24 protein-coding genes are annotated in these 23,252 nt (G+C 74.2%); 17 read left to right on the top strand and 7 right to left on the bottom strand.

Annotated features, from left to right (window positions below; translation table 11 throughout):
- Nucleotides 1-23: 23 nt before the first annotated feature.
- The 5 genes from ACGGZK_RS05600 to ACGGZK_RS05580 are packed head-to-tail and all read left to right on the top strand — an operon-like array spanning nucleotide 24 to nucleotide 4,813.
- A complete protein-coding gene (locus tag ACGGZK_RS05600) occupies nucleotides 24-1,295 on the top strand; it encodes a sensor histidine kinase (protein WP_395245280.1) in 1,272 nt (423 codons plus the stop codon).
- Nucleotides 1,292-2,062, top strand: coding sequence for a LytR/AlgR family response regulator transcription factor (locus ACGGZK_RS05595; protein WP_395245279.1), 771 nt, complete (start codon nucleotides 1,292-1,294; stop codon nucleotides 2,060-2,062). The genes ACGGZK_RS05600 and ACGGZK_RS05595 overlap by 4 nt, the downstream gene beginning before the upstream one ends.
- On the top strand, nucleotides 2,059-2,550 hold the full coding sequence (locus tag ACGGZK_RS05590; RefSeq protein ID WP_395245278.1) for a hypothetical protein: 492 nt from the start codon (nucleotides 2,059-2,061) through the stop codon (nucleotides 2,548-2,550). Before ACGGZK_RS05595 ends, ACGGZK_RS05590 begins: the two co-directional genes overlap by 4 nt.
- On the top strand, nucleotides 2,547-4,055 hold the full coding sequence (locus tag ACGGZK_RS05585) for a cation acetate symporter (RefSeq protein ID WP_395245277.1): 1,509 nt from the start codon (nucleotides 2,547-2,549) through the stop codon (nucleotides 4,053-4,055). The genes ACGGZK_RS05590 and ACGGZK_RS05585 overlap by 4 nt, the downstream gene beginning before the upstream one ends.
- Before the next feature lie 26 nt (nucleotides 4,056-4,081).
- Complete coding sequence (locus tag ACGGZK_RS05580; protein WP_395245276.1) at nucleotides 4,082-4,813, top strand: sulfite exporter TauE/SafE family protein; 732 nt, start codon at nucleotides 4,082-4,084, stop codon at nucleotides 4,811-4,813.
- Between the two features lie 179 nt (nucleotides 4,814-4,992).
- On the opposite strand, the gene ACGGZK_RS05575 is transcribed toward ACGGZK_RS05580, so the two are convergent.
- The gene (locus ACGGZK_RS05575) at nucleotides 4,993-5,628 is read right to left on the bottom strand and encodes a GNAT family N-acetyltransferase (RefSeq protein ID WP_395245275.1); all 636 of its coding nucleotides are present in this window, start codon (nucleotides 5,626-5,628) and stop codon (nucleotides 4,993-4,995) included.
- 173 nt (nucleotides 5,629-5,801) lie between these two features.
- On the opposite strand from ACGGZK_RS05575, the gene ACGGZK_RS05570 reads away from it, so the two are divergent.
- Nucleotides 5,802-6,020 (top strand): hypothetical protein, encoded by a 219-nt coding sequence (locus ACGGZK_RS05570; RefSeq protein WP_395245274.1) that lies wholly within the window; start codon nucleotides 5,802-5,804, stop codon nucleotides 6,018-6,020.
- Nucleotides 6,021-6,102: 82 nt separating this feature from the next.
- Here the strand turns inward: ACGGZK_RS05570 and ACGGZK_RS05565 are convergent, their stop codons facing one another.
- Entirely contained in the window at nucleotides 6,103-7,389 is a 1,287-nt protein-coding gene (locus tag ACGGZK_RS05565) for an adenylosuccinate synthase (RefSeq protein ID WP_395245273.1), read from the bottom strand.
- Nucleotide 7,390: 1 nt separating this feature from the next.
- Entirely contained in the window at nucleotides 7,391-7,954 is a 564-nt protein-coding gene (locus tag ACGGZK_RS05560) for a DUF3151 family protein (protein WP_395245272.1), read from the bottom strand.
- Nucleotides 7,955-8,064: 110 nt separating this feature from the next.
- On the opposite strand from ACGGZK_RS05560, the gene argG reads away from it, so the two are divergent.
- Entirely contained in the window at nucleotides 8,065-9,492 is a 1,428-nt protein-coding gene (gene argG / locus ACGGZK_RS05555; RefSeq protein WP_395245271.1) for an argininosuccinate synthase, read from the top strand.
- 89 nt (nucleotides 9,493-9,581) lie between these two features.
- Here argG and ACGGZK_RS05550 read toward each other — a convergent pair whose 3' ends face one another.
- Nucleotides 9,582-9,923, bottom strand: a complete 342-nt coding sequence (locus ACGGZK_RS05550; RefSeq protein WP_395245270.1) for a hypothetical protein — start codon at nucleotides 9,921-9,923, stop codon at nucleotides 9,582-9,584.
- A gap of 256 nt (nucleotides 9,924-10,179) precedes the next feature.
- Between ACGGZK_RS05550 and cls the strand changes: the two genes are divergently transcribed.
- The 4 genes from cls to ACGGZK_RS05530 all read left to right on the top strand — a co-directional run bounded on the left by cls (nucleotide 10,180) and on the right by ACGGZK_RS05530 (nucleotide 14,928).
- The gene (gene cls / locus ACGGZK_RS05545) at nucleotides 10,180-11,664 is read left to right on the top strand and encodes a cardiolipin synthase (RefSeq protein WP_395245269.1); all 1,485 of its coding nucleotides are present in this window, start codon (nucleotides 10,180-10,182) and stop codon (nucleotides 11,662-11,664) included.
- Nucleotides 11,665-11,726: 62 nt separating this feature from the next.
- Complete coding sequence (locus ACGGZK_RS05540) at nucleotides 11,727-12,404, top strand: TetR/AcrR family transcriptional regulator (protein WP_395245268.1); 678 nt, start codon at nucleotides 11,727-11,729, stop codon at nucleotides 12,402-12,404.
- Nucleotides 12,404-13,072, top strand: a complete 669-nt coding sequence (locus ACGGZK_RS05535) for a hypothetical protein (RefSeq protein ID WP_395245267.1) — start codon at nucleotides 12,404-12,406, stop codon at nucleotides 13,070-13,072. Before ACGGZK_RS05540 ends, ACGGZK_RS05535 begins: the two co-directional genes overlap by 1 nt.
- Nucleotides 13,069-14,928 (top strand): YhgE/Pip family protein, encoded by a 1,860-nt coding sequence (locus ACGGZK_RS05530; RefSeq protein WP_395245266.1) that lies wholly within the window; start codon nucleotides 13,069-13,071, stop codon nucleotides 14,926-14,928. The genes ACGGZK_RS05535 and ACGGZK_RS05530 overlap by 4 nt, the downstream gene beginning before the upstream one ends.
- A gap of 49 nt (nucleotides 14,929-14,977) precedes the next feature.
- On the opposite strand, the gene ACGGZK_RS05525 is transcribed toward ACGGZK_RS05530, so the two are convergent.
- Nucleotides 14,978-15,670 (bottom strand): DUF4386 domain-containing protein, encoded by a 693-nt coding sequence (locus ACGGZK_RS05525; RefSeq protein WP_395245265.1) that lies wholly within the window; start codon nucleotides 15,668-15,670, stop codon nucleotides 14,978-14,980.
- Between the two features lie 5 nt (nucleotides 15,671-15,675).
- Nucleotides 15,676-16,239 (bottom strand): hypothetical protein, encoded by a 564-nt coding sequence (locus tag ACGGZK_RS05520; RefSeq protein WP_395245264.1) that lies wholly within the window; start codon nucleotides 16,237-16,239, stop codon nucleotides 15,676-15,678.
- Nucleotides 16,240-16,312: 73 nt separating this feature from the next.
- On the opposite strand from ACGGZK_RS05520, the gene ACGGZK_RS05515 reads away from it, so the two are divergent.
- Complete coding sequence (locus ACGGZK_RS05515) at nucleotides 16,313-17,002, top strand: TetR/AcrR family transcriptional regulator (RefSeq protein WP_395245263.1); 690 nt, start codon at nucleotides 16,313-16,315, stop codon at nucleotides 17,000-17,002.
- 51 nt (nucleotides 17,003-17,053) lie between these two features.
- Here the strand turns inward: ACGGZK_RS05515 and ACGGZK_RS05510 are convergent, their stop codons facing one another.
- Nucleotides 17,054-18,073, bottom strand: coding sequence for a magnesium and cobalt transport protein CorA (locus ACGGZK_RS05510; RefSeq protein ID WP_395245262.1), 1,020 nt, complete (start codon nucleotides 18,071-18,073; stop codon nucleotides 17,054-17,056).
- 241 nt (nucleotides 18,074-18,314) lie between these two features.
- Between ACGGZK_RS05510 and ACGGZK_RS05505 the strand changes: the two genes are divergently transcribed.
- The 5 genes from ACGGZK_RS05505 to ACGGZK_RS05485 all read left to right on the top strand — a co-directional run bounded on the left by ACGGZK_RS05505 (nucleotide 18,315) and on the right by ACGGZK_RS05485 (nucleotide 23,251).
- Nucleotides 18,315-19,412 carry a polyprenyl synthetase family protein gene (locus tag ACGGZK_RS05505; protein ID WP_395245261.1) on the top strand — a complete coding sequence of 366 codons (1,098 nt, stop codon included), beginning with the start codon at nucleotides 18,315-18,317 and terminating at the stop codon, nucleotides 19,410-19,412.
- Between the two features lie 71 nt (nucleotides 19,413-19,483).
- The gene (locus ACGGZK_RS05500; protein ID WP_395245260.1) at nucleotides 19,484-20,827 is read left to right on the top strand and encodes an inositol-3-phosphate synthase; all 1,344 of its coding nucleotides are present in this window, start codon (nucleotides 19,484-19,486) and stop codon (nucleotides 20,825-20,827) included.
- Nucleotides 20,824-21,720, top strand: a complete 897-nt coding sequence (locus ACGGZK_RS05495) for an SCO3242 family prenyltransferase (protein ID WP_395245259.1) — start codon at nucleotides 20,824-20,826, stop codon at nucleotides 21,718-21,720. Before ACGGZK_RS05500 ends, ACGGZK_RS05495 begins: the two co-directional genes overlap by 4 nt.
- Nucleotides 21,717-22,574 carry a sugar phosphate isomerase/epimerase family protein gene (locus tag ACGGZK_RS05490; protein WP_395245258.1) on the top strand — a complete coding sequence of 286 codons (858 nt, stop codon included), beginning with the start codon at nucleotides 21,717-21,719 and terminating at the stop codon, nucleotides 22,572-22,574. Before ACGGZK_RS05495 ends, ACGGZK_RS05490 begins: the two co-directional genes overlap by 4 nt.
- Nucleotides 22,571-23,251 (top strand): EboA domain-containing protein, encoded by a 681-nt coding sequence (locus ACGGZK_RS05485; protein ID WP_395245257.1) that lies wholly within the window; start codon nucleotides 22,571-22,573, stop codon nucleotides 23,249-23,251. The genes ACGGZK_RS05490 and ACGGZK_RS05485 overlap by 4 nt, the downstream gene beginning before the upstream one ends.
- Nucleotide 23,252: the final 1 nt, after the last annotated feature.

Raw genomic sequence — 23,252 nt, 5'->3', positions numbered from 1 at the left:
CGAACGACGGCTACCGTTGAGGGATGCCCGAGTCGATGCTGCTCGCCACCGCTGCCGGTGTGGTCGCGGGCGCGCTCGCGGTCGGCATCATCGTGCTGCTGCGCCGGCTCGTGGTCGCGTCGAAGGACCTCGGCACCGACGAGGAGCGGGCGACGTACCGCACCCTGCACCTCGCGTCGCGCGCGGCGAAGCACCTGCGCGGCGGGCTGGGCGGGGCATCCGGAGCCGCTGGTTCGGGCGGTTCGGGCGGGGCATCCGGTGCGGGAGGTGCCGCGGAGCAGGACGCGCTGCGCGCCGCCCGTCACCTGCGGGCCCTGCTGGCGTGCGAGAGCCTCGCGATCGTCGACGCGGCCGGGCAGGTCGCGATCGACGGCGACGAGGCGCTCGCCGACGCGGCCCGCCGGCTCGCGGCCCAGGCCGCGGCATCGGGGAAGCCGCAGCTGCAGCGGCGCATCCGGCTGGGCGAGCGCGAGACGGATGCCGCGGCGGCGCCCGTGCTCGTCGGCCGTCGTGCGGTCGGGGCGGTCGTGGCGTTCGCCTCCCCCGTGCGGTCGGGGCTCGTGCGCGCCACCGGCGAGGTGGCCGACTGGGTGGCGGCGCAGGTCGAGCTGGGCGAACTGGATGCCTCGCGCGCGGCCCTCGCCGAAGCCGAGGTGCGGGCGCTGCGGGCGCAGATCAGCCCCCACTTCATCTACAACTCGCTGAACGCGATCGCGTCGTTCATCAACACCGACCCCGCGCAGGCCCGGGAGCTCGTGCTCGAGTTCGCCGACTTCACCCGGTACTCGTTCCGCCGGCACGGCGACTTCACGACCGTCGCCGAGGAGCTGCGCTCGATCGACTCGTACCTGCGGCTCGAGCGCGCACGGTTCGGCGCCCGGCTGCGGGTGACCCTGCAGATCGCGCCCGAGGTGCTCTCGACGGTGGTGCCGTTCCTGTCGATCCAGCCGCTCGTCGAGAACGCGGTGCGGCACGGACTGGAGGCCAAGGAGGGCGGCGGGCGCATCACCATCACCGCGGAGGACCAGGGCGCGTTCGCCCAGATCACCGTCGAGGACGACGGCGTCGGCATCGACCCCGTCGTGCTCGAAGGGGTGCTCGCGGGTGCGCCGGGCGAGCACGTGGGGCTCCGCAACGTCGACGCCCGGCTGCGGCAGGTGTACGGCGACGAGCATGGGCTCGTCGTCGAGACGGCCGTCGGCGCCGGCACGCTCGTGCGCATGCGGGTGCCGAAGTCGCAGCCCGGCCGGAGCGCCGAGCCCGCGGGGTCGCTGGAGGGGAGAATCGAGACGTGATCAGCGTCCTCATCGCCGACGACGAGCAGCCCGCGGTCGACGAACTGGCGTTCCTCCTCGGGCAGGATCCCCGCGTCGGCGTGATCCATCAGGCGAACTCTGGCTCGGAGGCGATCCGCCTGCTGACCCGCGAACCGGTCGACGCGGCGTTCCTCGACATCCACATGCCCGGCCTCACCGGCTTCGACCTCGCACGGGCGCTGCAGCGCTTCGAGCACGCGCCGGCGCTCGTCTTCGTCACCGCCGACGAGGAGGGCGCGCTCGAGGCGTTCGACCTCGCCGCGGTCGACTACCTGCTGAAGCCGGTGCGCGCCGAGCGGCTGGCCCGGTCGGTGTCGCGCATCGTCGAGGCGCTGCGCGCGGCGCAGCCGCCGGCGGGTGCGGGCAGCCTGGCGGGTTCGGCCGGCTCCGGGCCGGCGGCGCAGCCGGAGGTGATCGCGGTGACGCTCGGCGGCACGACGCGGATGATCCGCCGCGACGACGTGCGGTACGTGCAGGCGCAGGGCGACTACGCCAGGCTCCACACCGAGGAGGCGAGCTACCTCGTGCGCGTGCCGATGGCCGACCTCGAACGGCAGTGGGCCGACGCCGGGTTCGTACGGGTGCACCGCTCGTACCTCGTGTCGCTCCCCCACGTGTCGCGGGTGCGCCTCGGCGGCGACCGGCCGAGCATCACCGTCGGCGCGGCGGAGCTGCCGGTGAGCCGCCGGCTCCTGCCGGGCCTGCGCGAGCGCCTCGACTCGACGACGATCCGGCCGAGGCCGTGAGCGGCGCGCCGGAGGAGGTCGCGCCGGGCGCGGATGGCTCGCCCGGTGCCGCCGGGGCGGATGGCTCGCGGGCGGATGCTCCGCCGCCGACCCCGCCCGTGCGGGTGCGGGTGACCGCGCCCCGGGCGGGCGCCCAGCCCGGGGCATCCGGTGGCGGCGGGGCATCCGTCGCGGGTGGCGGCTGGGGCGCGCGCGGCCGCGCCGCGACAACCAGCGACATCGAAGGCGAGTACGTGCGCTCGCTGATCCGGTCGCAGCTGCGGGCCGGGCTCGTGTTCGCGCTCGGGTTCGTCGGCGCAACGGCCGTGTTCGTCGTCGCCGTCACGCTGCTGCCCGGGCTCGAGGAGGCGTTCCTGTTCGGGGTGCCCGTGTCGTGGCTGCTCGTCGCCGCCGGCGTGTACCCCCTCGCGATCACCGTCGGCGCCCTGTACGTGCGCAGCGCCACCCGGAACGAGGCCCGCTACCGCTCCCTCGCGGAGGACGCGTGAACCCCGCCGTCGGCTACGCCGCCATCGTCGCGGTCGCCCTCGTCTCGGCGCTGATCGGCTTCTACGGCCTGCGCGTCTCGCGCACGACGAGCGACTTCTACGTCGCGAGCCGCACGGTGAAGCCGTGGTGGAACGCGTCCGCGATCGGCGGCGAGTACCTGTCGGCCGCGAGCTTCCTCGGCATCGCCGGACTCATCCTGCTGACCGGGTCGTCCGGCCTGTGGTTCCCGATCGGGTACACCGCCGGGTACCTCATGCTGCTGCTGTTCGTGGCGGCGCCGCTGCGGCGGTCGGGGGCGTACACGATCCCCGACTTCACCGAGGCGCGGCTCGAGTCGCGCTGGGTGCGGCGGGTGACGAGCGGGCTCGTGATCGTCATCGGCTGGTTCTACATCGTGCCGCAGCTGCAGGGCGCGGCCCTCACCGTGCGCATCACGACCGGCCTGCCCGCGTGGGCCGGTTCGCTCGCCGTCGCCGTCATCGTCGCCATCGTCGTCGCCGCGGGCGGCATGCGGTCGATCACGTTCGTGCAGGCGTTCCAGTACTGGCTCAAGCTGACCGCGCTGGCGGTGCCGGTCATCGCGCTGCTCATCGTCGTGGGCGGCGGGGTTCGACCCGAGCTGGCCGGGCAGGCCGCGTTCCCCGTCGAGGCCGGGCCAGGGTCGCTCGACCTCTACCGCACGATCTCGCTGATGGTCGCGCTGCTCCTCGGCACCCTCGGCCTGCCGCACGTGCTCGTGCGCTTCTACACGAACCCGGATGGCCCGGCCGCTCGCCGCACCACCCTCATCGTGCTCGTGCTCTTGTCGGCGTTCTACCTCTTCCCGACCGCGTTCGGGTTCCTCGGGCGGGCGTTCGCCCCCGACCTCGCCGCCTCGGGCGACGCCGACGCGCTCATCCTCGTGCTGCCCGAACGCCTCGTTCCCGGACCGCTCGGCGACGTGCTCACCGCCCTCGTCATCGCCGGCGCCTTCGCCGCGTTCCTCTCGACCTCGTCGGGCCTCGTCGTCTCGCTCGCGGGCGTCATCAGCCAGGACCTCCTCGGCGGCAGCGTGCGCGGCTTCCGCATCGCCGCCGTGCTCTCGACGTTCGTGCCGCTGCTCGTGGCCCTCGCGACCGAGTCGAGCGGGCTCGCCGGCAGCGTCGGCCTGGTGTTCGCGTTCACCGCGTCGACCCTCTGCCCGGTGCTGCTGCTCGGCATCTGGTGGCGCGGCCTCACCGCGGCCGGGGCGATCGCCGGCATGCTCACCGGGGCGGTGCTGTCGGGCGGGGCGATCCTGCTCGGCCCGCTCGCGCACCGGTCGGCGCCCTCGATCGCGCCCTACCTCGACCAGCCGGCGGCCTGGACCGTGCCGCTCGCCGTGCTCGTCATCGTGCTGGTCTCGCGTGCGGGGCGCCGCGGCGGGCGGCGGGGCATCCCGCGCGGCACCGACGCGTTCCTCCGCCGGCTGCACGTGCCCGAGGAGCCGCGCCGCGCGCCGGAGGAGCCGCGCCGCACGTCGTGACCCGGCGGTCGCCGTAGCCTTGTCGGATGCTCCCCCTCGTCGCCGGCTCGGTGCTGCTCGGCGCGCTCGCGCAGCGGATCACCGGCATGGGGTTCGCCCTCGTCGCCGCGCCCGCGCTCGTGCTGCTGCTCGGCCCGTTCGACGGCGTCATGGTGGCGAACGCCGGCGGCCTGATCTCGGCGCTGCTCATCCTGCCGCGCCTCCGGCGCGACATCGAGTGGCGGCGCTACGCGCTGCTCATCGTGCCCGCCGTGGTCGGCAGCGTCGCCGGCGCCCTGGTGGCGGTGCGGCTGCCCGGCGAGGTGCTGCAGGTCGGCATCGGCCTGCTCGTCATCGCCGCGCTCACCGTGTCGCTCGCCGTCGTGCGCACCGACCACGTCGTCACCGGCACCCCGCCCGCCCTCGTCGCCGGCGTCGCCTCGGGGTTCATGAGCGCCACCGCCGGCGTCGGCGGCCCCGCGATCAGCGTCTACGCCGTCGCGACCCGCTGGCCGCAGCGCGCGTTCGCCGCGACCGCGCAGCCGTACTTCGCGACCCTCGCGAGCGTGTCGCTCGTCGGCAAGCTCGCCGCCGACGGCTGGCGCGCGCCGGGCCTCGACGCGACGGCGTGGCTCGTGGTGCTCGGATGCCTCGTCGCCGGCCTCGTCCTCGGCGAATGGCTGAGCCGCCGAGTGCCCGCGCGCTTCGCGCGCGTCGGCGTGATCGTCATCGCGTACCTCGGCGGGGCTGCGGCGGTGATCGACGGGCTGCTGGGTTAGGCGCAGCGCCCTCCACCGGTGGTCGAGCAGGCGCGCAGCGCCGTATCGAGACCGGCCGGCCCGCTTCACCCGGTTCGGACCACTCGTTTCGCGCGGGACATCCGAGATCGGTGGTCCGAAGCGAAAGGGATGGTCCGAGCGGGCCCATTGCCGGAAGGGAGGCGCGGGCGGGCCCGGCGTCAGCCGAGGGTGATCGGGGCGGGGTCGGCGGCGCCGAGGCGGGACTCGAGGCCGGCGCGGACGGCGGGCCACTCGTCAGCGAGCACCGAATAGATGGCCGTGTCGCGCCACGAGCCATCCGCCCGCCGCTTGTCGTGCCGCATGATGCCCTCGAACTGGGCGCCCAGCTTCGCGATCGCGGCGCGCGAGCGCGCGTTGACGGCATCGGCCTGGATCTTGACCCGGCCGAAGCCGTGGTCGAACGCGAGGCCGAGGATGAGCAGCTTCGCCTCGGGGTTCACGGCGGTGCCCCACACGCGCGGGTCGTACGCCGTCCAGCCGACGTGGGCGCCCTCGTTGTGCAGGTCGATGTCGCCGAGCGAGGTCGTGCCCACGACGGTGCCGGCGTCGGGCCCGCCGACGAGGCGGATGGTCCACGGCAGGTGCTTCGGGCCCAGGTGCCACTGGGTGAGCGCGAAGCGCTCGTACCCGGCGAAGTCCTCCGCGAGGCCCGCCGGCCCGCCGCCGTAGCCGCCGGCGAACACCTCGGGCTTCGCGAGCGCCCGGTACAGGTCGGGCACGTCGGCCGGCACGTACGGGTCGAGGCGGATGAAGCGACCCACGAGGGGCTCGGCGGGGGGCAGCACAGCGGTCACCCGCACGAGTCTGGCACGGGGCATCCGCCTCGGCCGAACGCGCGGCACGACCGTCGCGCGACCTCGCGCGCGGACGCCGCAACCCGGCGCCGGTGGCCACCCCTACCCCGCGCCGGTGCCCGCGAATAGGCTGGCCCTCGGCGGCGAAGCGGCCGCCACGGAAGGGGAACCCCATGGCCGGATTCGACGACCTCGCCAAGCAGGCGGGGGACTTCATCGAGCAGAACAAGGACAAGATCCAAGAGGTCCTGAAGAGCGAGCAGGCCGAGGACATCAGCGACAAGGTGCTCGACGGCGTCGGCGAGGCCGTGAAGAAGGTCGTGCCCGACGAGCACGACGGCGTGGTCGACGACGTGAAGTCGAACATCGACAAGTCGATCGGCAACGAGTAGCGGCGGACACCGCACGGCGAAGGCCCGGCCCCGAATCGGGAGCCGGGCCTTCGCGCTGCGAGCGCTGCGAGCGCCGCCCGCGTCAGTCGAGCAGGTCGTGCACCTGGACGATCTCGTCGCGGGCCGGGCCGACGCCGATGGCCGAGATGCGGGAGCCGCTCATCGCCTCGAGCTCGCGCACGTACGCCTGCGCGTTCGCCGGAAGGTCGTCCAGCTCGCGGGCGCCCGAGATGTCCTCGGTCCAGCCGGGGAACTCCTCGTACACCGGCTTCGCGTGGTGGAAGTCGGACTGCGACACCGGCACCTCGTCGACGATCGTGCCGTCGACGTCGTACGCGACGCACACCGGGATCTTCTCGATGCCGGTGAGCACGTCGAGCTTCGTCAGCACGAAGTCGGTGACGCCGTTGATGCGCGCCGAGTAGCGGGCGATGGGCGCGTCGTACCAGCCGGTGCGGCGGCGGCGGCCGGTCGTCGTGCCGAACTCGAAGCCCTTCTCGGTGAGGAAGTCGCCCCACTCGTCGAACAGCTCGGTCGGGAACGGGCCGGCGCCGACGCGCGTCGTGTACGCCTTCACGACGGCGATGACGCGGTCGATCTGGTTCGGGGCGATGCCCGAGCCCGTGACCGCGCCGCCCGACGTCGCGTTCGACGACGTGACGAACGGGTAGGTGCCGTGGTCGACGTCGAGCATCGTGGCCTGGCCGCCCTCGAAGAGCACGGTCTCGCCGCGGCCGAGCGCCTGGTGCAGCAGCAGCGACGTGTCGGTGACCATCGGGCGCAGGCGGTCGACGTACGACAGCAGCTCGTCGACGATCTCGTCGACGCCGATCGCGCGACGGTTGTAGACCTTCACCAGCAGGTGGTTCTTCTGGTCGAGCGCGCCCTCGACCTTCTGCCGCAGGATGTTCTCGTCGAAGAGGTCCTGCATGCGGATGCCGACGCGGTTGATCTTGTCGGCGTAGCTCGGGCCGATGCCGCGGCCGGTGGTGCCGATCTGCCGCTTGCCGAGGAAGCGCTCCGTCACCTTGTCGAGGGTGCGGTGGTACTGCGTGATCAGGTGGGCGTTCGCCGAGATCCGCAGCTTCGAGACGTCGAGCCCGCGGCTGGTGAGCGCGTCGAGCTCCTCGAACAGCACCTCCGGGTCGACGACGACGCCGTTCGCGATCACCGGGGTCACGCCGGGCGTGAGGATGCCCGACGGCAGCAGGTGCAGCGCGTACTTCTCATCGCCGATGACGACGGTGTGGCCCGCGTTGTTGCCGCCGTTGAACTTCACCACGTAGTCGAGGCGCGAGCTGAGCAGGTCGGTGGCCTTGCCCTTGCCCTCGTCACCCCACTGCGCTCCGACGAGCACCACAGCGGTCATGTCAGTCCTCTCCTGCGGCGGCTGCCGCGTCAGGGGCGGCGACGGGGTCGCCGATGATGGCGGATGTCTCGCCGGGCGCTGCCTGCTCGCCGGTGTCGGCGAGGGCGGCGCGCACGTCGGCGAGCGAGAGCTGTTGAGTCGGCGTGAACTCGCTCGCGATGCGGGCGGGCGCCTCCTCGTCGGCGGCGGCGAGCTCGTCGCCGGCCGCGGTCGCGGCGTCGTCGAGGCCGAGCGCGAGCGCGGCCCGGCGCTTCGCGTCGAGCCCGCGCAGGTACGCGCGATTGGGTTCATCGGCCCACGAGACGGCGTGGCCGGGGGTCCACCCCGCGGCGGCCAGCTGCTCGCGGGCGAGGTCGACGGCGACGGTCGCGTACGCGAACGCCTCGACGGGGCGCCCGGTCGAGTCGGCCACGTCGGCCAGCTCCGTCCAGGCGAGGGGGGACGACGGATGCTCCGCGACGACGTCGTGCACGGTGCCGCGGTCTCCGTCGGCGAGGGCCTGTCGAACCTCGGGTTCGTCGACCAGCGACGCCTCCGGCTCCGGGGATGTCTCGTCTGCGGTCACACTCGAGTGTATCGCGGGGCCTCCGCGCGGCCCGGGAGGGCCCCTGGGCCGCGTCTGCGCGCCCCTCGCGTGGGCGTGGGCGGGGATGCCCGAAAGGTAGGCTGGAGGCCATGTCCAAGGTCCTCACGTCCATCCCCGTCGGCGAGCGCGTCGGCATCGCCTTCTCCGGGGGCCTCGACACCTCGGTCGCCGTCGCGTGGATGCGCGAGAAGGGCGCGGTGCCCTGCACCTACACCGCCGACCTCGGCCAGCCCGACGAGCCCGAGGTCGAGGAGGTCCCGGGCCGCGCCATCCAGTACGGCGCCGAGCTCTCGCGCCTCGTCGACTGCCGGTCGGCGCTCGTCGAGGAGGGCCTCGTCGCCCTCGCCTGCGGCGCGTTCCACATCCGCAGCGGCGGCAAGACGTACTTCAACACGACCCCGCTCGGCCGCGCCGTCACCGGCACGCTGCTGGTGCGCGCGATGCGCGACGACGACGTCGACATCTGGGGCGACGGCTCGACCTACAAGGGCAACGACATCGAGCGGTTCTACCGCTACGGCCTGATGGCCAACCCGCGGCTGCGCATCTACAAGCCGTGGCTCGACTCGGCGTTCGTCACCGAGCTCGGCGGCCGCACCGAGATGAGCGAGTGGCTGCAGGCCCGCGACCTCCCCTACCGGGCGAGCGTCGAGAAGGCGTACTCGACCGACGCGAACATCTGGGGCGCGACGCACGAGGCGAAGAAGCTGGAAGACCTCGACGCCGGCATCACCATCGTCGAGCCGATCATGGGCGTGCGATTCTGGGACGAGTCGGTCGAGATCGCCGCGGAAGACGTGACGGTGCGGTTCGAGCAGGGCCGCCCGGTCGCGCTGAACGGCGTCGAGTTCACCGACGCGGTCGAGCTCGTGCTCGAGGCGAACCGCATCGGCGGCCGCCACGGCCTGGGCATGAGCGACCAGATCGAGAACCGCATCATCGAGGCGAAGTCGCGCGGCATCTACGAGGCGCCGGGCATGGCGCTGCTGCACATCGCGTACGAGCGCCTGCTCAACGCGATCCACAACGAGGACACCATCGCGAACTACCACGCGGAGGGCCGTCGCCTCGGCCGCCTCATGTACGAGGGCCGGTGGCTCGACCCGCAGTCGCTCATGCTGCGCGAGTCCCTCCAGCGCTGGGTCGGCTCGGCCGTCACCGGCGAGGTCACGCTGCGCCTCCGCCGCGGCGACGACTACACGATCCTGAACACCGAGGGCCCGGCGTTCAGCTACGTGCCCGAGAAGCTCTCGATGGAGCGCGTCGGCGACCAGGCGTTCGGCCCGGAGGACCGCATCGGCCAGCTCACCATGCGCAACCTCGACATCGCCGACTCGCGGGCCCGTCTCGAGCAGTACGCGCACCTCGGCATCGTCGGCGGCGCGACCGCGGCGCTCGTGGGCGACCTGCGCGAGGGCCAGGCGTCGGAGATCACGGCCGGTGCCCAGGAGACCGACCTCGAGGCCGCGACGGACGCGGCGAACGAGGCCGCGGCCTTCGACCTCGGCACCGACTGAGCTCGGATCGGCCTCGGCACCCGCCGAGCTTCGACCCCGCTCCGAGACGCCCGGATCGGCCCCTCACGGCCGATCCGGGCGTTCCGGCTTCAGCCGAGTCCGCCGCCGCCGCCGGTGCAGCCGTTCTCGACGAACGACGGGTCGCCCTGTCCGTCGAACGTCGCGACCGTGCCGTGGTCGTCGTACGAGAAGGCGGGGATGACGTCCTCGTCGTCCTGGTGCTTCTCGTGCGCCCGGATCACCGCGATCTTGTCGGTGACGATGTAGACGAACGGGTTCTTCGCGCTGTGCGTGGCGTGGCAGTAGCCGACCTTGTGGTCTCCGTCGACGGGCGACGTGGCGTTCGCGGCCAGGGCGGTGCCGAGCACCGAGGCGGCGAGGAACGGCACGGCGGCGGCGATGGCGACGAGCCGGCGGTGGGCAGTGGACATGGTGGAGCTCCCTTCCTTGTGCAGGGTTCGGGTGTGCGCGAGGGGGATGTCCGCAGCCAAGCACGCCCGCGTCGAGCCGCGACCCCAGATCGGGGGACGGCCGGTCGGAGCCCCGCGGGCGGCGAACCCCGCGGTACCCGTTGCGGCACGGTGCTATCCGCCGGGCCCGGGCGGGTGCCATACTCTCGACAACCGGAGCCGGGGGAGGGCGCATGGACGTGAGGGGCACCACGGGTACGGATTCGGATCGACGCGGATGAGCGCCGACCTCGGCTGGTGGGTCGCCACCGCCCTCGTGCTCGCCGACTGGGTCATCCGGATCATCGCGCTGATCATCATCCCGCGCGACCGCAAGCCGACGGCGGCGATGTCGTGGCTGCTGGCGATCTTCCTCATCCCGTTCGTCGGCATCGTGCTGTTCCTCCTGATCGGCAACGTGAAGCTGCCGAGGAAGCGCCGCGACCGCCAGCTCGAGATCAACGGGATCATCGCCGAGCGCGTCGACGCGGCCGCCTGGGCGTCGGACCTCACGCCCGACCGCGCCACCTGGCCGGCCTGGTTCGCCACGGCGACCGAGCAGAACCGGGTGCTCGGGGCGCTGCCCGCCGTCGGCGGCAACCGGGCCGAGCTGATCGGCGACTACGGCGCCTCGATCGACCGGATGGCCGCCGACATCGACACCGCCGAGCACTTCGTGCACGTCGAGTTCTACATCGTCGCGATCGACGACACCACGCGCGGGTTCTTCGCCGCGATGGAGCGCGCCGTGCAGCGCGGCGTCACCGTGCGGCTGCTGCTCGACCACGTGGCATCCCGCCGGGTGTCGGTGCACGAGGCGACCTTCGCGGAGCTCGACCGGATCGGCGTGAAGTGGGCGTTCCTGCTGCCGGTGCAGCCCTTCCAGGGCAAGTACCAGCGGCCCGACCTGCGCAACCACCGCAAGCTCGTGGTGGTCGACGGCCGGGTGGCGTACACGGGGTCGCAGAACCTCATCGATCGCAGCTACGACTCCCCCAAGAACCTCAAGCGCGGGCTCATGTGGCAGGAGCTCGTCACCCGCGTGACGGGGCCGACGGTCGCCGCGATCAACGCGGTCTTCCTGTCGGACTGGTACTCCGAGACCGATGAGGTACTGCTGGAGACCGAGCACGTGCCCGCTGCGCAGGTCGAAGCGGATGCCTCGCCCGACGCCCTGGTCTGCCAGGTGGTGCCGAGCGGGCCGGCGTACGAGCAGGAGAACAACCTGCGCCTGTTCCTCGCCCTGGTCGCCTCGGCGCAGGAGCGGGTCATCATCACGAGCCCGTACTTCGTGCCGGACGAGGCGATGATGTACGCGATCACGTCGGCGCGCCTGCGCGGCCTCGAGGTGCAGCTGTTCGTGTCGGAGATCGGCGACCAAGGTTCGGTGTGGCACGCACAGCGCTCGTACTACGGGGCGCTCCTGCGGGCGGGCGTGCGGATCTTCCTCTACCCCGGGCCGTACATCCTGCACGCGAAGCACCTCTCGATCGACGACGACGTGGCGGTGATCGGGTCGAGCAACATGGACATCCGCTCGTTCAACCTGAACTTCGAGATCTCGCTGCTCGTGCGCGGGAAGACGTTCGTGGCCGACATGCGCGAGGTGGAGGCGGGGTACCGGGCGATCGGGCGCGAGCTGACGTTGGCCGAATGGGAGCAGGAGCCGGGGACGGCGACGTTCCTCGACGGGGTGGCGCGGCTGACGTCGGCGCTGCAGTAGCTCGGGGCGTGACGGCCTCACGTTAACTTGCACACGCGTGTGCAAGTTCGTACACTGGAGTGATGCAGCCCGTCACCGACGCGGAGCGCCGCGCGCCCCGTCGGGACGCGGCCGAGAACCGCGAATCCCTGCTCACCGCAGCCGCCGCCTGCCTCGCCGAGTCCCCCGACGCGTCCCTCCTCACCATCGCCGAGGCCGCCGGCCTCACCCGCCGTGCCGTCTACGGCCACTTCGCCAATCGCGACGAGCTCGTGCTCGCGCTCATCTCGCGCGGCGCCGAGCGCCTGAACGCGGTCGTGGTCGACCCGCACCTCCCCGCCTCGGCCGACGACGGCGACGCCCCCGCGGCGATCGCCCGCCTGGCCGGCCGCCTCTGGCACGCGGTCGAGCACGTCCGCGTGCTCGCCGCCATGGCCGTGCAGGCCCCGTACATCGACCAGGTCGCTCTGGCCCTCGCCCCGGTACGCGCGGCGCTCCTCGACCTCGTCGAGCGCGGCGCCGCCGCGGGCACCGTGCGCGGGGACATCCCGCCGGCCCTCCTCGCCCGCCTGATCGAGCGCGCCGCCATCGCGGTGCTGCTCGAAGCCGCGGCCGAGCGCGTCGCCGCCGGCGACGGGCGCCGGCTCGCGATGCTCGCCGTCCTCTCAACCGCGGGGCTCGACTGGCGCGCCGCGGGTGCCGTCGCCGACGCGCAGCCGGCGGCCGAGCCCGAAGCGCAGCACGAGCCGGAGGCCGCGTGATGAGGATCGACCTCCGCGACGTCGCCAAGGGGCGCGACGGCCTCGCCCTGCCGACCACCTCGCTCACCTACGAGTCGGGCCGCGCGACCCTGGCCCGCGCCGAGACCGAGCAGCGCCCCACCGTGCTCGGCCTCATCGCCGCGGGCCGCATGCGCCCCGACACCGGCACGGTGCGCATCGACGGCCGCAGCGACGCGTCGGCGATCCGCCGCCTCGTCGCGCTGGTCGACGCCCCCGGCGTGAGCGACCCCGCCCCCGACGTCACGGTCGCCGGGGTCGCCGCCGAGGAGCTCATGTTCGCCGGCATCCCGTCGGGGCCGATCTCGGTCGCCCGCTGGCTCGACCAGCTCGGCCTCTCGGCGATCGCCCGCCACCCCGTCGCCGACGTCGACCCGACCGACCGGCTGCGGCTGCTCACCGAGTTCGCCATCCTCCGCGACGGCGTCGAGGGCGTCGTGCTCGTCTCCCCCGACCGCCACGGCGGCGACCCCGTCGCGTGGTGGTCGCTCGCACGCGGCCTCGCCGACCGAGGCTTCGCGGTGCTCGTCATCGCCGGCGACGCCTCGGCCGCGGCGATCGCCGCCGACACCATGCTCGCCCGCATGCAGGGCGACGAACCCGACGAGGCCCACGAGCACGAGGTCATCGCCGAAGGAGGCCTTGCGTGAAGGTTCCGCAGATGATCGCCGCCGAGTTCCGGCGCCTCTTCTCGACGCGCATGTCGGTGATCGCCCTCATCGCGCTCGTCGCCGTGCCCGTGCTCTACGGCGGGCTCTACCTCTGGGCGAACCAGGACCCGTACGCGAAGCTGAACGAGGTTCCCGTCGCGCTCGTGGTCGAGGACGAGGGCACCCCCGCCACCGAGGATTCCGCCGCCCGCAACGTCGGCGACGAGGTCGCCGACGAGCTCATCGCCGACGGCGCGTTCGACTGGCACCTGCTCTCGGCCGACGAGGCCGCGGCGGAACTCGCCGACAGCTCGGTCGACTTCGTCATCACGCTGCCCGCCGACTTCAGCGACGCGCTCGCCTCGATCCAGACCGACGAGCCCCGGCAGGCGCAGATCGTGCTCGAGACGAGCGACGCGAACAGCTACCTCGCGGGGACCATCGGCGAGCAGGCGGTCGAGCGCATCCGCACCACCGTCGCCGAGCAGGTCGGCCGCGAGGCGGCGTCGCTGCTGCTCGACTCGATCTCCACCATCCGCAGCGGCATCGTCGACGCCGCCGACGGCGCGCAGCAGCTCGTCGACGGCTCCCGCACCGCGGTCGACGGCGCCGGGCAGCTCGGCACCGGGGCATCCGCCCTGGCCGACGGCAACGCGCAGCTCGCCACCGGCACGCAGCAGCTGGCCGACGGCAGCGCGACCCTCGCCGACGGCGCCCGGCAGGTGGCCGACGGCAACGCGCAGCTCGCGGCCTCCGCCGATCGCGTGGGCTCGGTCGTCGGCGACGCCGCCGCCGCGGTGCCCGAGGCGCGCGCCGAGATCGCGGCCCGGCTCGCGGCCGCCGGCGTCGACCAGGCGACCATCGACGACGCGCTCGCACGGCTCGATCCCCTCGGCGACGACATCGCCGCCGGCAACGCCCGCGTGCAGGAGGTCGTCGGGCAGATCGACCGGCTCGCGGCCGGCAGCGCCCAGGTCGCCGACGGCTCGGCGACGCTCGCACAGGGCGCGCGGGCGGCGGCCGACGGAGCATCCGCCGCCGCGTCCGGCGCCGCGACCCTGCGCGACGGCATCGGCACGCTCGGCACCGGGCTCGGCGACCTCGCCGACGGCACCGAGACCCTGCGCTCGGGCCTCGCGAGCGCAGCCGTCGAGATCCCCGACTCCGACCAGGCCACGCGCGACGCGCAGGCGAAGACCATCGCCGACCCGGTCAGCCTCGAGACCGACGCCCTGACCGAGGCCGGCAACTACGGCGCCGGGCTCGCGCCCTTCTTCGCCGCCCTCGCCGGCTGGATCGGCATCTACGCGCTCTTCCTCATCGTGAAGCCCGTCTCGCGGCGGGCGGTCACGGCCCTGCACTCGCCGATCCGCGTGACGCTGGCGGGCTGGCTGACGCCGGGCATCCTGGGCGCCGTGCAGATGGTCGGCCTGTTCACGGTGCTCGCCGTGACGCTCGGGTTCCCGATGGCGCATCCGCTCGGCACGCTCGGGGTCATGGTGCTCGCCTCGGCCACGTACGCCGCGATCATCCTCGCGCTGAACGTGTGGCTCGGCTCGGTCGGGCAGTTCCTCGGGCTCGTGCTCATGGTGCTGCAGCTCGTCACCGCCGGCGGCACGTTCCCGTGGCAGACCCTGCCCGCGCCACTCGCGGCGCTGCACCACGTGCTGCCGATGGGCTACGTCGTCGACATGATGCGGCAGGTCATGTACGGCGGCGACCTCGGTCGCGCCGGGCTCGACGCGCTCGTGCTCGGCGGCTGGCTGCTCGGGGCGCTCGCGATCGCGGCGATCGGCGTGACGCGGATGACCCACTTCCGCACCCTGCGCGACCTCCAGCCGAGCCTCATCGGCTGACCCGTCGCGGCCGCGAGGCGCCTCGGTCCGGGGCGCCTCGCGGCCGGTCTCAGGCCGGGAACAGCAGCGCGACGCCCGTGCCCACCAGCCACGCCGACCACGCGAGGTAGGCGAACGGCGTGACCGCGCCGGCGAGGCGCCAGCCGTGCTCCTCGAACCCGCCCAGGAACTCGAGCGAGCACAGCGCCAGCACCGCGCCGACGACGATGCCGATGAGCCCGATCCACCCGGGCACGGCGCCCGACTGGAGGATCCCGACGCCGACGAGGATCGTCCAGGCACCGCTGAAGAGGTAGCCGAGGTGCTCGCCGACGGCGACGCCGAGGTACCGGTTGAACGACTGGAACACGATCTCGATCGCCTCGCGGCGCGCGGGCGAGGCATCCGCCCGCGCATCCTCCCGCGCGAGGTAGGGCACCAGGAACGGCCAGCGCACGAGGCCGAGGAACTGGACGATCGACGCGAGCACCCCGACGACGAGGCCCGCCGCGACGAGCGTCGCGTCGGCGCCGGCGAGCGTCCCGGCGACGAGCACGGCGGCCGGGGCGAGGAGCACGGCCGTCATCGCGAAGGCCCACCACAGCAGCACGAGCGACGACCCGCCCGCGCGGAAGCGCTCGAGCACCTCGCCGGTGGGCCTGCGGAGGATGTCGGGGTAGGAGAACCGGGATGCGAGGGCCGCGAAAGCGAAGTTGAACGCGATCGGGAGGACGATCAGCAGGATGCCGGTGGCGAGTCGCATGGCGGTCAGGCCTCCGTCGGGGCGGCGGCGGCCAGGGGCGCCTGCGAGACCTGCCGCGCGGCTCGCGGCCCGAGGATGCGCCGCAGGACGAGTCCGGTGGCGAGGGTCGCGACGATCGCCCCGCTCGCGCCGAACACGGCGTGACCGCGGTCGAGGTCGACGATGACGAGCGACGTGACCGTCCACGCCGCGGCCCACGCGAGGGAGACGGCGACGGCCCACAGCATGCCGGTGCGGATGCCCCGCCCCAGCGCGAGTGCTTGGGCCGCGCCCACGGCCAGCCCGGCCACGAGCCCGGTGAGCGCCGCGGCGACCGTGGTGACCGGCGGGCCGATCAGGGCGACCGACACCGCGGAGCCGCCGGCGACGCCGAGCGTCGTCGCGACGGGCCAACGCCAGTCGACCGCCCGGCCGAGCGCGAGCCACTGCGCGCCGCCGACGACGGCGCCGACGATCGCGCCGGCGGCGAGCGCCATGAGCGGATCGGCGACCGACCCGACGGCGAGCCCCGCGAGCAGGCCGCCGAGCGGGAAGGCGAGGAACGTGGGGATCCAGCGCAGGAGGGACATGAGGCTCCGATCACGTTGCGTACGCCGTACGTTAGTTCATAATGTACGCTGTACGCAACGAAGCGGGGGACGAATGGCAGACACGACGGCCGAGTCGGACACGACGGCCGAGGTCGGCACGACGGCCGAGTCGGACACGACGGCCACGCGCCCGCGGCGACGACGGAACTCGCTCACGGAGTACGAGATCCTCGACGCCGCCGAGGTCGTGGCCGCCGACGGCTACGCGGCGCTCACCATGCGCGCGGTCGCCGACGCGCTCGGCGCGGCACCGATGTCGCTCTACCGCTACTTCGCCACGAAGGACGACCTCGTCGACGCCCTGCTCGACCGCGTGCTCGGGCGCATCGAGTTCGACCCCGAGACCGGCGACGCCCGCGCGGACCTCGACGCCTTCGCGCACCGGCACCTCGCGCTGCTGCTCGCGCATCCCTGGGCGGTCGCACCCCTGATCGCGCATCCGCTGCCCGGCCCCAACGCCTTCCCGATCGGGGAGCGCGCCCTCGCGATCCTCGAGCGGGCGGGCACCACCGGCGACGAGGCGGTCGCCGTGTTCAGCGGCATCCTCGCGCTCAACTACGGATGGGCGTCGTTCGCGCTCTCGCGCAGCGCGCCCGACGCGGCCTCGAGCCTGGCACGCCTCTTCGCCGCGACGGCACCCGGGCTGCCGCGCACCGCGGCCGTCGCCGCCGAGATGCAGCACTACGGCAGCGACGACCACTACGACCGCGTGATCGCGCGCCTCCTGGGCGCGATCGGCTGAGCGCCGGAGCCGCGGCCTGCCGAAGCGGATGCCCCGACGGCCGCCTGCCTGCTACAGCCAGTGCTTGCGCTTGAAGATCAGGTAGAGCGTGAGCGCGAAGCCGCCCATCAGGAGCAGGGCGGCGGGGTAGCCGAGGTGCCAGTGCAGCTCCGGCATGTGGTCGAAGTTCATGCCGTAGATGCCGGCGATGAGGGTGGGGGCGAAGATGATCGCCGCCCACGCCGACACCTTCTTGGCCTGCTCGCTCGAGGTGACGGCCGCCTCGCTCAGGCGCTGCATCTCGTCGTTCTGGCGCTGGGCGACGAGCGTGGTGTGCACCTGCAACGCGTTCTGCAGCAGCTGCCGGAACGACTCGCCGCGCTCGACCGTGCGGATGACGTGGTCCTGCACGTCGCGCAGCGACCGGCGGAGCTCGAGGTCGTCGCCGCGCGCCTCGAAGCCGACCTGCATCGCCTCGAGCATGCCGATCAGCGGGCCGGTGGCGCGCTGGAACTCCATCACCTCGCTTGCGAGGTCGTAGATGCGCCGCGTCACGGCCGGGTCGCCCGAGAAGAGCTGCTCCTCGATCTCGTCGATGTCGTTCTCGAGGCCGGCGACGATCGGCGCGTACTCGTCGACGACCTCGTCGAGGATCGCGTAGAGCACCGCGTCGGAGCCGCGGGCGAGGAGCGTCGGATCCTGCTCGAGGCGCCGCCGGACCTTCGACAGGTCGGGTGACTCCGCCCGCCGGACGGTGACGACGAACCGCTCGCTGATGAAGACCTCGACCTCGCCGAACTCGACCTGCTCGACGTCGTCGAGGTACCGGGCCGGCCGCAGCACGAGGAACCTCGTGTCGCCGTACCGCTCGAGCTTGGCGCGTTGGTGCCCCTGCCGGGCGTCCTCGACGGCGAGCGGGTGGAGGTCGAACTCGCTCGCGACGGTGTCGAGCTCGGCATCGGTGGGCCGGTAGAGCCCGATCCACGCGAACCCGCCCTCGTGGGCGGCGAGCGCCTCGAACGCCGCGTCGAGCGACGACGGGCTGGCGACCCGCTTCCCGTCCAGGTAGATGGCGCTGTCGACGACCGGCACGGCTTCAGTCTGGCCGTTCGGTGCGGCCGGGGCGGCCCGCGAGGTCGGCGTGGCATGGATCCCACTTTTGCATGATTGGTGTGCAAATGTCGTTCATTGACATCGTTACTTTGATCGAAGTAGCCTGCACATCAGGTCGCTAGGCGGCGAAACCGAGGGGTATTCAGATCCGGTCTCGCCGCCTTCACCCGTGCCGGCGCCCGCCGGAACCCGCACCCAGTCGACGATGACGGAGGTCTGCATGCTCCCCGCCCCGGCCCCCGCCGCGCCCGTGAGCGAGCCGCTCGACGCCCGCATCGAGGCGTCGCTCGGCGACCCCGCGGCGCTGACCGCCGGACTCTGGACCGAGGTCGGCTGGCGCACCGAACCCGCCGGCCCGGAGATGGCCGACCTCGTGGCCGCCGCCCGCGCCGCCGACGGCGGCAAGCACCTCCGACCGAGGCTCGTCGCGGCCTCGTACCTCGCGCACGGCGGCGACGACGACGCCCTCCTGCGCCGGGTGGCCGCGGCGCAGCAGCTCATCCACGTCGGCCTCTGCATCCACGACGACCTCATCGACGGCGACCTGGTGCGGCACGGCCGTCCGAACGTCATCGGCCGGGCCGCTGCCGCCGCGCGCGGCGCGGGCCTCGCCGAGGCGGCCGCGACCCGTCAGGGCGAGGCATCCGGACTGCTCGCCGGCGACCTCGCGCTGAACGCCGCCGTACTCGCCCTCGTGGCCGCCCCCGCGCCCGACCGGGTGCGACTCGCGCTCGCCGCCGCCGCGCTCGAGGCGATCGAGCGCACGGTCGCGGGCGAGCTGCTCGACGTGCGCAGCGAGACCCTCGCGCCCGAGCAGAGCACGCCGATCCTCGTCGCCCGGCTCAAGACGGCGTCGTACAGCGTGAGCCTGCCGCTGCGCCTCGGCGCGATCGCGGCGGGCGTCGACGACGCGACCACCGCCGACGCGATCGAGCGGGTCGGCACCGCGCTCGGCATCGCGTACCAGCTCGGCGACGACGACCTCGGCCTGTTCGGCTCCCCCGAGACGACCGGCAAGTCGGCGCTCTCCGACCTCCGCGACGGCAAGCGCACCGAGCACGTGCGCCTCGCCCTCGAGCGCGCCGACGAGACCGGCCGCGCGACGATCCTGCGATCGCTCGGCTCGCCCGCCGCCACCGACGAGGATGCCCGGCGCGTGCGCGCGATCGTCACCGCCACCGGCGCGAGGGCCGCCGTCGACGAGCTCATCGAGGAGCACCTGGAGCGGGGCATCCGCACCGCCAGGGCCGAGCTCCCGGCCGAGCTGGCCGACCACCTCGCCGGCCTCGCGGTGGCGCTCCGCCACCGCATCCGCTGACCGGCGGGGCAACCCGGACAACCCAGACCACCCAGGCCACCCCAGCCGCACACCGATCGAAGGAGACCGTCGTGGAGCACCCCGCGCCCGCCGAGACCACCCGCCCCGCCCCGAACACCGCCGCGACCGGCGCGACGCCCTGGAACCGAGGCCGCGTCGGCCTCTGGCTCATCGGCGCCCGCGGCTCGGTGGCGACCACCGTCGCCGTCGGCGTCCACGCCCTCGCCGCCGGCATCGCCCCGCCCACCGGCTGCACGACGGCCGGCCCCGGCCTCGCCGGCGTACCGATGCCCGGGTTCGACGAGATCGTGATCGGCGGGCACGACGTCAGCACGACCCCGCTCTCCGAGCGCGCCGAGGCCCTGGCCCTCGCGGGCATGATCCCCGCGGCGATCGTGGCCGCCGTCCGCGACGACCTCGTCCGCACCGACGCCGAGATCCGCCCCGGCTACGACCCGCGGACGCACCGCGGCGGCCAGGGCGACGCGGTGCGCGACCTCGCGGGCGACATCGCGGCGTTCCGCGAGCGGCACGGCCTGGCGCGCGTCACCGTCGTCGACGTCTCGTCGACCGAGCCGCTGCCCGGCGACCGCCCCGAGTTCCACGACGTCGCGGCCCTCGCCGCCGCGCTCGGCGACCCGACCCTCGCGGTGCTGCCGCCGAGCTCGGTCGCCGCGCTCGCGGCCGTCGAGGCCGGCGCCTCGTACGCGTGCTTCACGCCGTCGGCCGGGCTCGGGCTGCCGGTGCTCCGCGAGATCGCCTCGCCGCGCATCGCGTTCGCCGGGCAGGACGGCAAAACCGGCGAGACGCTGCTGCGCACCGTGCTCGCGCCGATGTTCACCGAGCGCGGCATGCACGTGCACTCGTGGGCCGGCGCCAACCTGCTCGGCGGCGGCGACGGCCAGACCCTCGCCGACCCCGAGGCGGTGCGCAGCAAGCTCGTCTCGAAGAACCGCGGCCTCCGCAGCCTCGTCGGCGACCACGTCGTCGCCCCGCTGCACATCGACAACGTGCCCGACCTCGGCGACGTGAAGACCGCATGGGACCACGTGCACGCCGAGGGCTTCCTCTCGACGCGGATCACGCTGCAGACCACGTGGAGCGCGTACGACTCGATGCTCGCGGCCCCGCTCGTGATCGACCTCGCCCGCCTGCTGTCGCTCGCCGACGCCGCCGGCGAGCGCGGCGTCGTGCGCGCGCTCGGCGCGTTCTTCAAGGACCCGTGGGGCAGCGACGTGCACGGGTTCGCCGACCAGGCGGCCGCCCTGCGCTCGTGGGCCGACGAGGTCGGCCACCGGCTGGCGGCCGGCGACGACGCGGCGGCCGGCTCGAGCGCACCTGCGGCCGCGGGCCCGGATGCCTCGGCCCCCGCCGTCCGCTCCGGCGAGCCGGTGGCGACGGGCGGCTCCCGGTGACGACCGCCGGCGACGTCCTCGATCTGGTGCGCGCCCCCGCGGCGCTCACCGTGCTCGGCGACACCGCGGTGGGCGCCCAGGTCGCCGCCGGCGGCTTCTCCCGGCGCGGCTGGCTGCTGCCGCTCGCGTCGGTCGCGATCTACAGCGGCGGGATGGCCCTGAACGACTGGGCCGACCGCGACGTCGACGCCGTCGAACGGCCCGAGCGCCCGATCCCGTCTGGGCGCGTGAGCCCGAAGCGGGCCCTCGCGGTCGCCGCCGGCCTCGGGGCGATCGGCCTCGCGCTGGCCGCGGCGGGCGGCGGACGGCGCGGACTCGCGGTCGCCGTGCCGCTCGTGGCATCCGTCGTCGCGTACGACGTGGTCGCGAAGCCGACCGCGGCCGGACCGCTCGCGATGGCCGCGTGCCGCGGGCTCGACGTGCTGCTCGGCGCGGGCGGGTCGGCGCGTGCGCTGCCGGCCGCGCTCGCGGTCGCCGTGCACACCGCCGGCGTCACCGCGCTCTCCCGGGGCGAGGTGCACGGCGGCTCGGGCTCCGACACGGCCCTCGCGCTCGTCGCGACCGGCGCGGCGGCCGCCTCGGTCGACGCGATCACGCCGGTCGGGCCGGTCGGCTCCGGCACGACCGAGCCCGTCGCCCGCCTCGCGGGCGCCGCGGGTTCGGCGGCCTACCTCGCCGCGGCCCTGCCCGGCCAGCTCGCCGCCGCCCAGGAGCCGACGCCCGAGCGCGTCCGCGACGCGACCCGCGCCGGCATCGGCTCGGTCGTGCCGCTGCAGGCCGCGCTCGTCGCCCGCGCGGGCGGGCTCGCGACCGCGGCCGGCCTGATGGGCGTGCACGCGCTGATCCGGCTGCGCGGCCGGAAGGCGCGACCCGGCCGGGGGGACGTCACGTGAGCGGCGGGCTGCCGGGCGCGGGGTTCGCGCTCGGCTACGGCACGAACGGCTTCACCGACCATCCCCTCGACGACGCGATCACCGTGCTCGACCGGCTCGGGTACCGGGGCATCGCCCTGACCCTGGGCCACCCGCACCTCGACCCGTTCGACGGCGAGGCCGACCGGGCCGCGGCGCGGCTCCGCCGACGGTTCGACGACCTCGGCTGGCGGGTCGTCATCGAGACCGGCACCCGGTACCTGCTCGACCCGTTCCGGAAGCACCGGCCGAACCTGCTCGACGACGACGCCGACCTCCGGGAGCTGTTCCTGCGCCGCGCGATCGACCTCGGCGCGATCCTCGGCGCCGACTGCGTGTCGCTGTGGTCGGGGGTGCTGCCCGACGAGGTCTCGCCCGAGGCGGCGCACGACCGGCTCCGCGCCCGCCTCGACGGCCTCGTCGGGCGCGCGGAGGAGGCCGGGGTGCCGCTCGCGTTCGAGCCCGAGCCCGGCATGCTCGTCGAGACCGTGGCCGACGCGCTCGCCCTGCGCGCCGACCTCGGCGACCCCGACGCGCTCGGCCTCACCGTCGACCTCGGCCACTGCGTCGTCGTGGAGCCCGACGGCGTCGTCGGCGCGCTCCGCGCCGCGGGTCCGTTGCTGCGGAACGTCCAGGTCGACGACATGCTGCCCGCCGCTCACGAGCACCTCGAGTTCGGGCACGGCTCGCTCGACCTCGCGGCGGCGCTGCGCACGCTCGACGAGCTCGACTACCGCGGACTCGCCGCCGTCGAGCTCCCCCGCCACGCGCACGACGCGCCGGGCGTCGCCGCCCGCTCCATGACCGCTCTCGAACACGCCTGGGAGGCACGATGACGAACGCCTGGACCGAGGAGGCCGTGCGACTCATCACCGCCGACCCCGAACGCATCGCGGAGCTGTTCCCCGCCGCGGGCCGCGAGGTCGGGCGGGCGCCGCTCGCCCCCGACACCGACCCGCTGGGCCTGACCGCGGGCACCGCCGACGACCTCGCCCGCGAGCAGCTCGTCGCCGCACTGCTGCGGGCGCTGCCGCCCGCGGACGCGGCGGCCGAGCTCGCCGACCTCTACCGGTACGGCGACGACGCCGAGCAGCGCGGCGTGCTGCGCGGGCTGAACGCGGCCGAGGCGGCCGGCGCGATCACGGGCGGTGGGGATGCGCAGCGCCGAGGGGATGACGCCGGCGAGGCATCCGCTCCCGTCGTCGATGCCGTGCCGGTCGTCGCGACCGGCCTGCGCCTCGTCGCCGAAGCGCTCCGGAGCAACGACCCGCGCCTCGTCGCGGCCGCGCTCGGCGCGTTCGCCGCGGCCCGACTCGACCAGCACGCCTGGCGGCACGGGGTGCTGAAGGCCCTGTTCATGGGCATCCCGCTCGCCGCCGTCGCCGGCCTCCACGCCCGAGCCGACGACGAGCTGGCCCGCATGGCCGCCGGCCTCATCGCCGAGCGGCGGGCCGCGGGCCGATCCGTGACCGACGACATGACCCGACTCGCCACCGACCCTACGGAGGACTGAC

It is taken from the genome of Agromyces sp. MMS24-K17 (assembly GCF_043950245.1).
Taxonomy (GTDB): Bacteria; Actinomycetota; Actinomycetes; order Actinomycetales; family Microbacteriaceae; genus Agromyces.
This window is presented reverse-complemented; position numbering and strand designations above follow the sequence as displayed.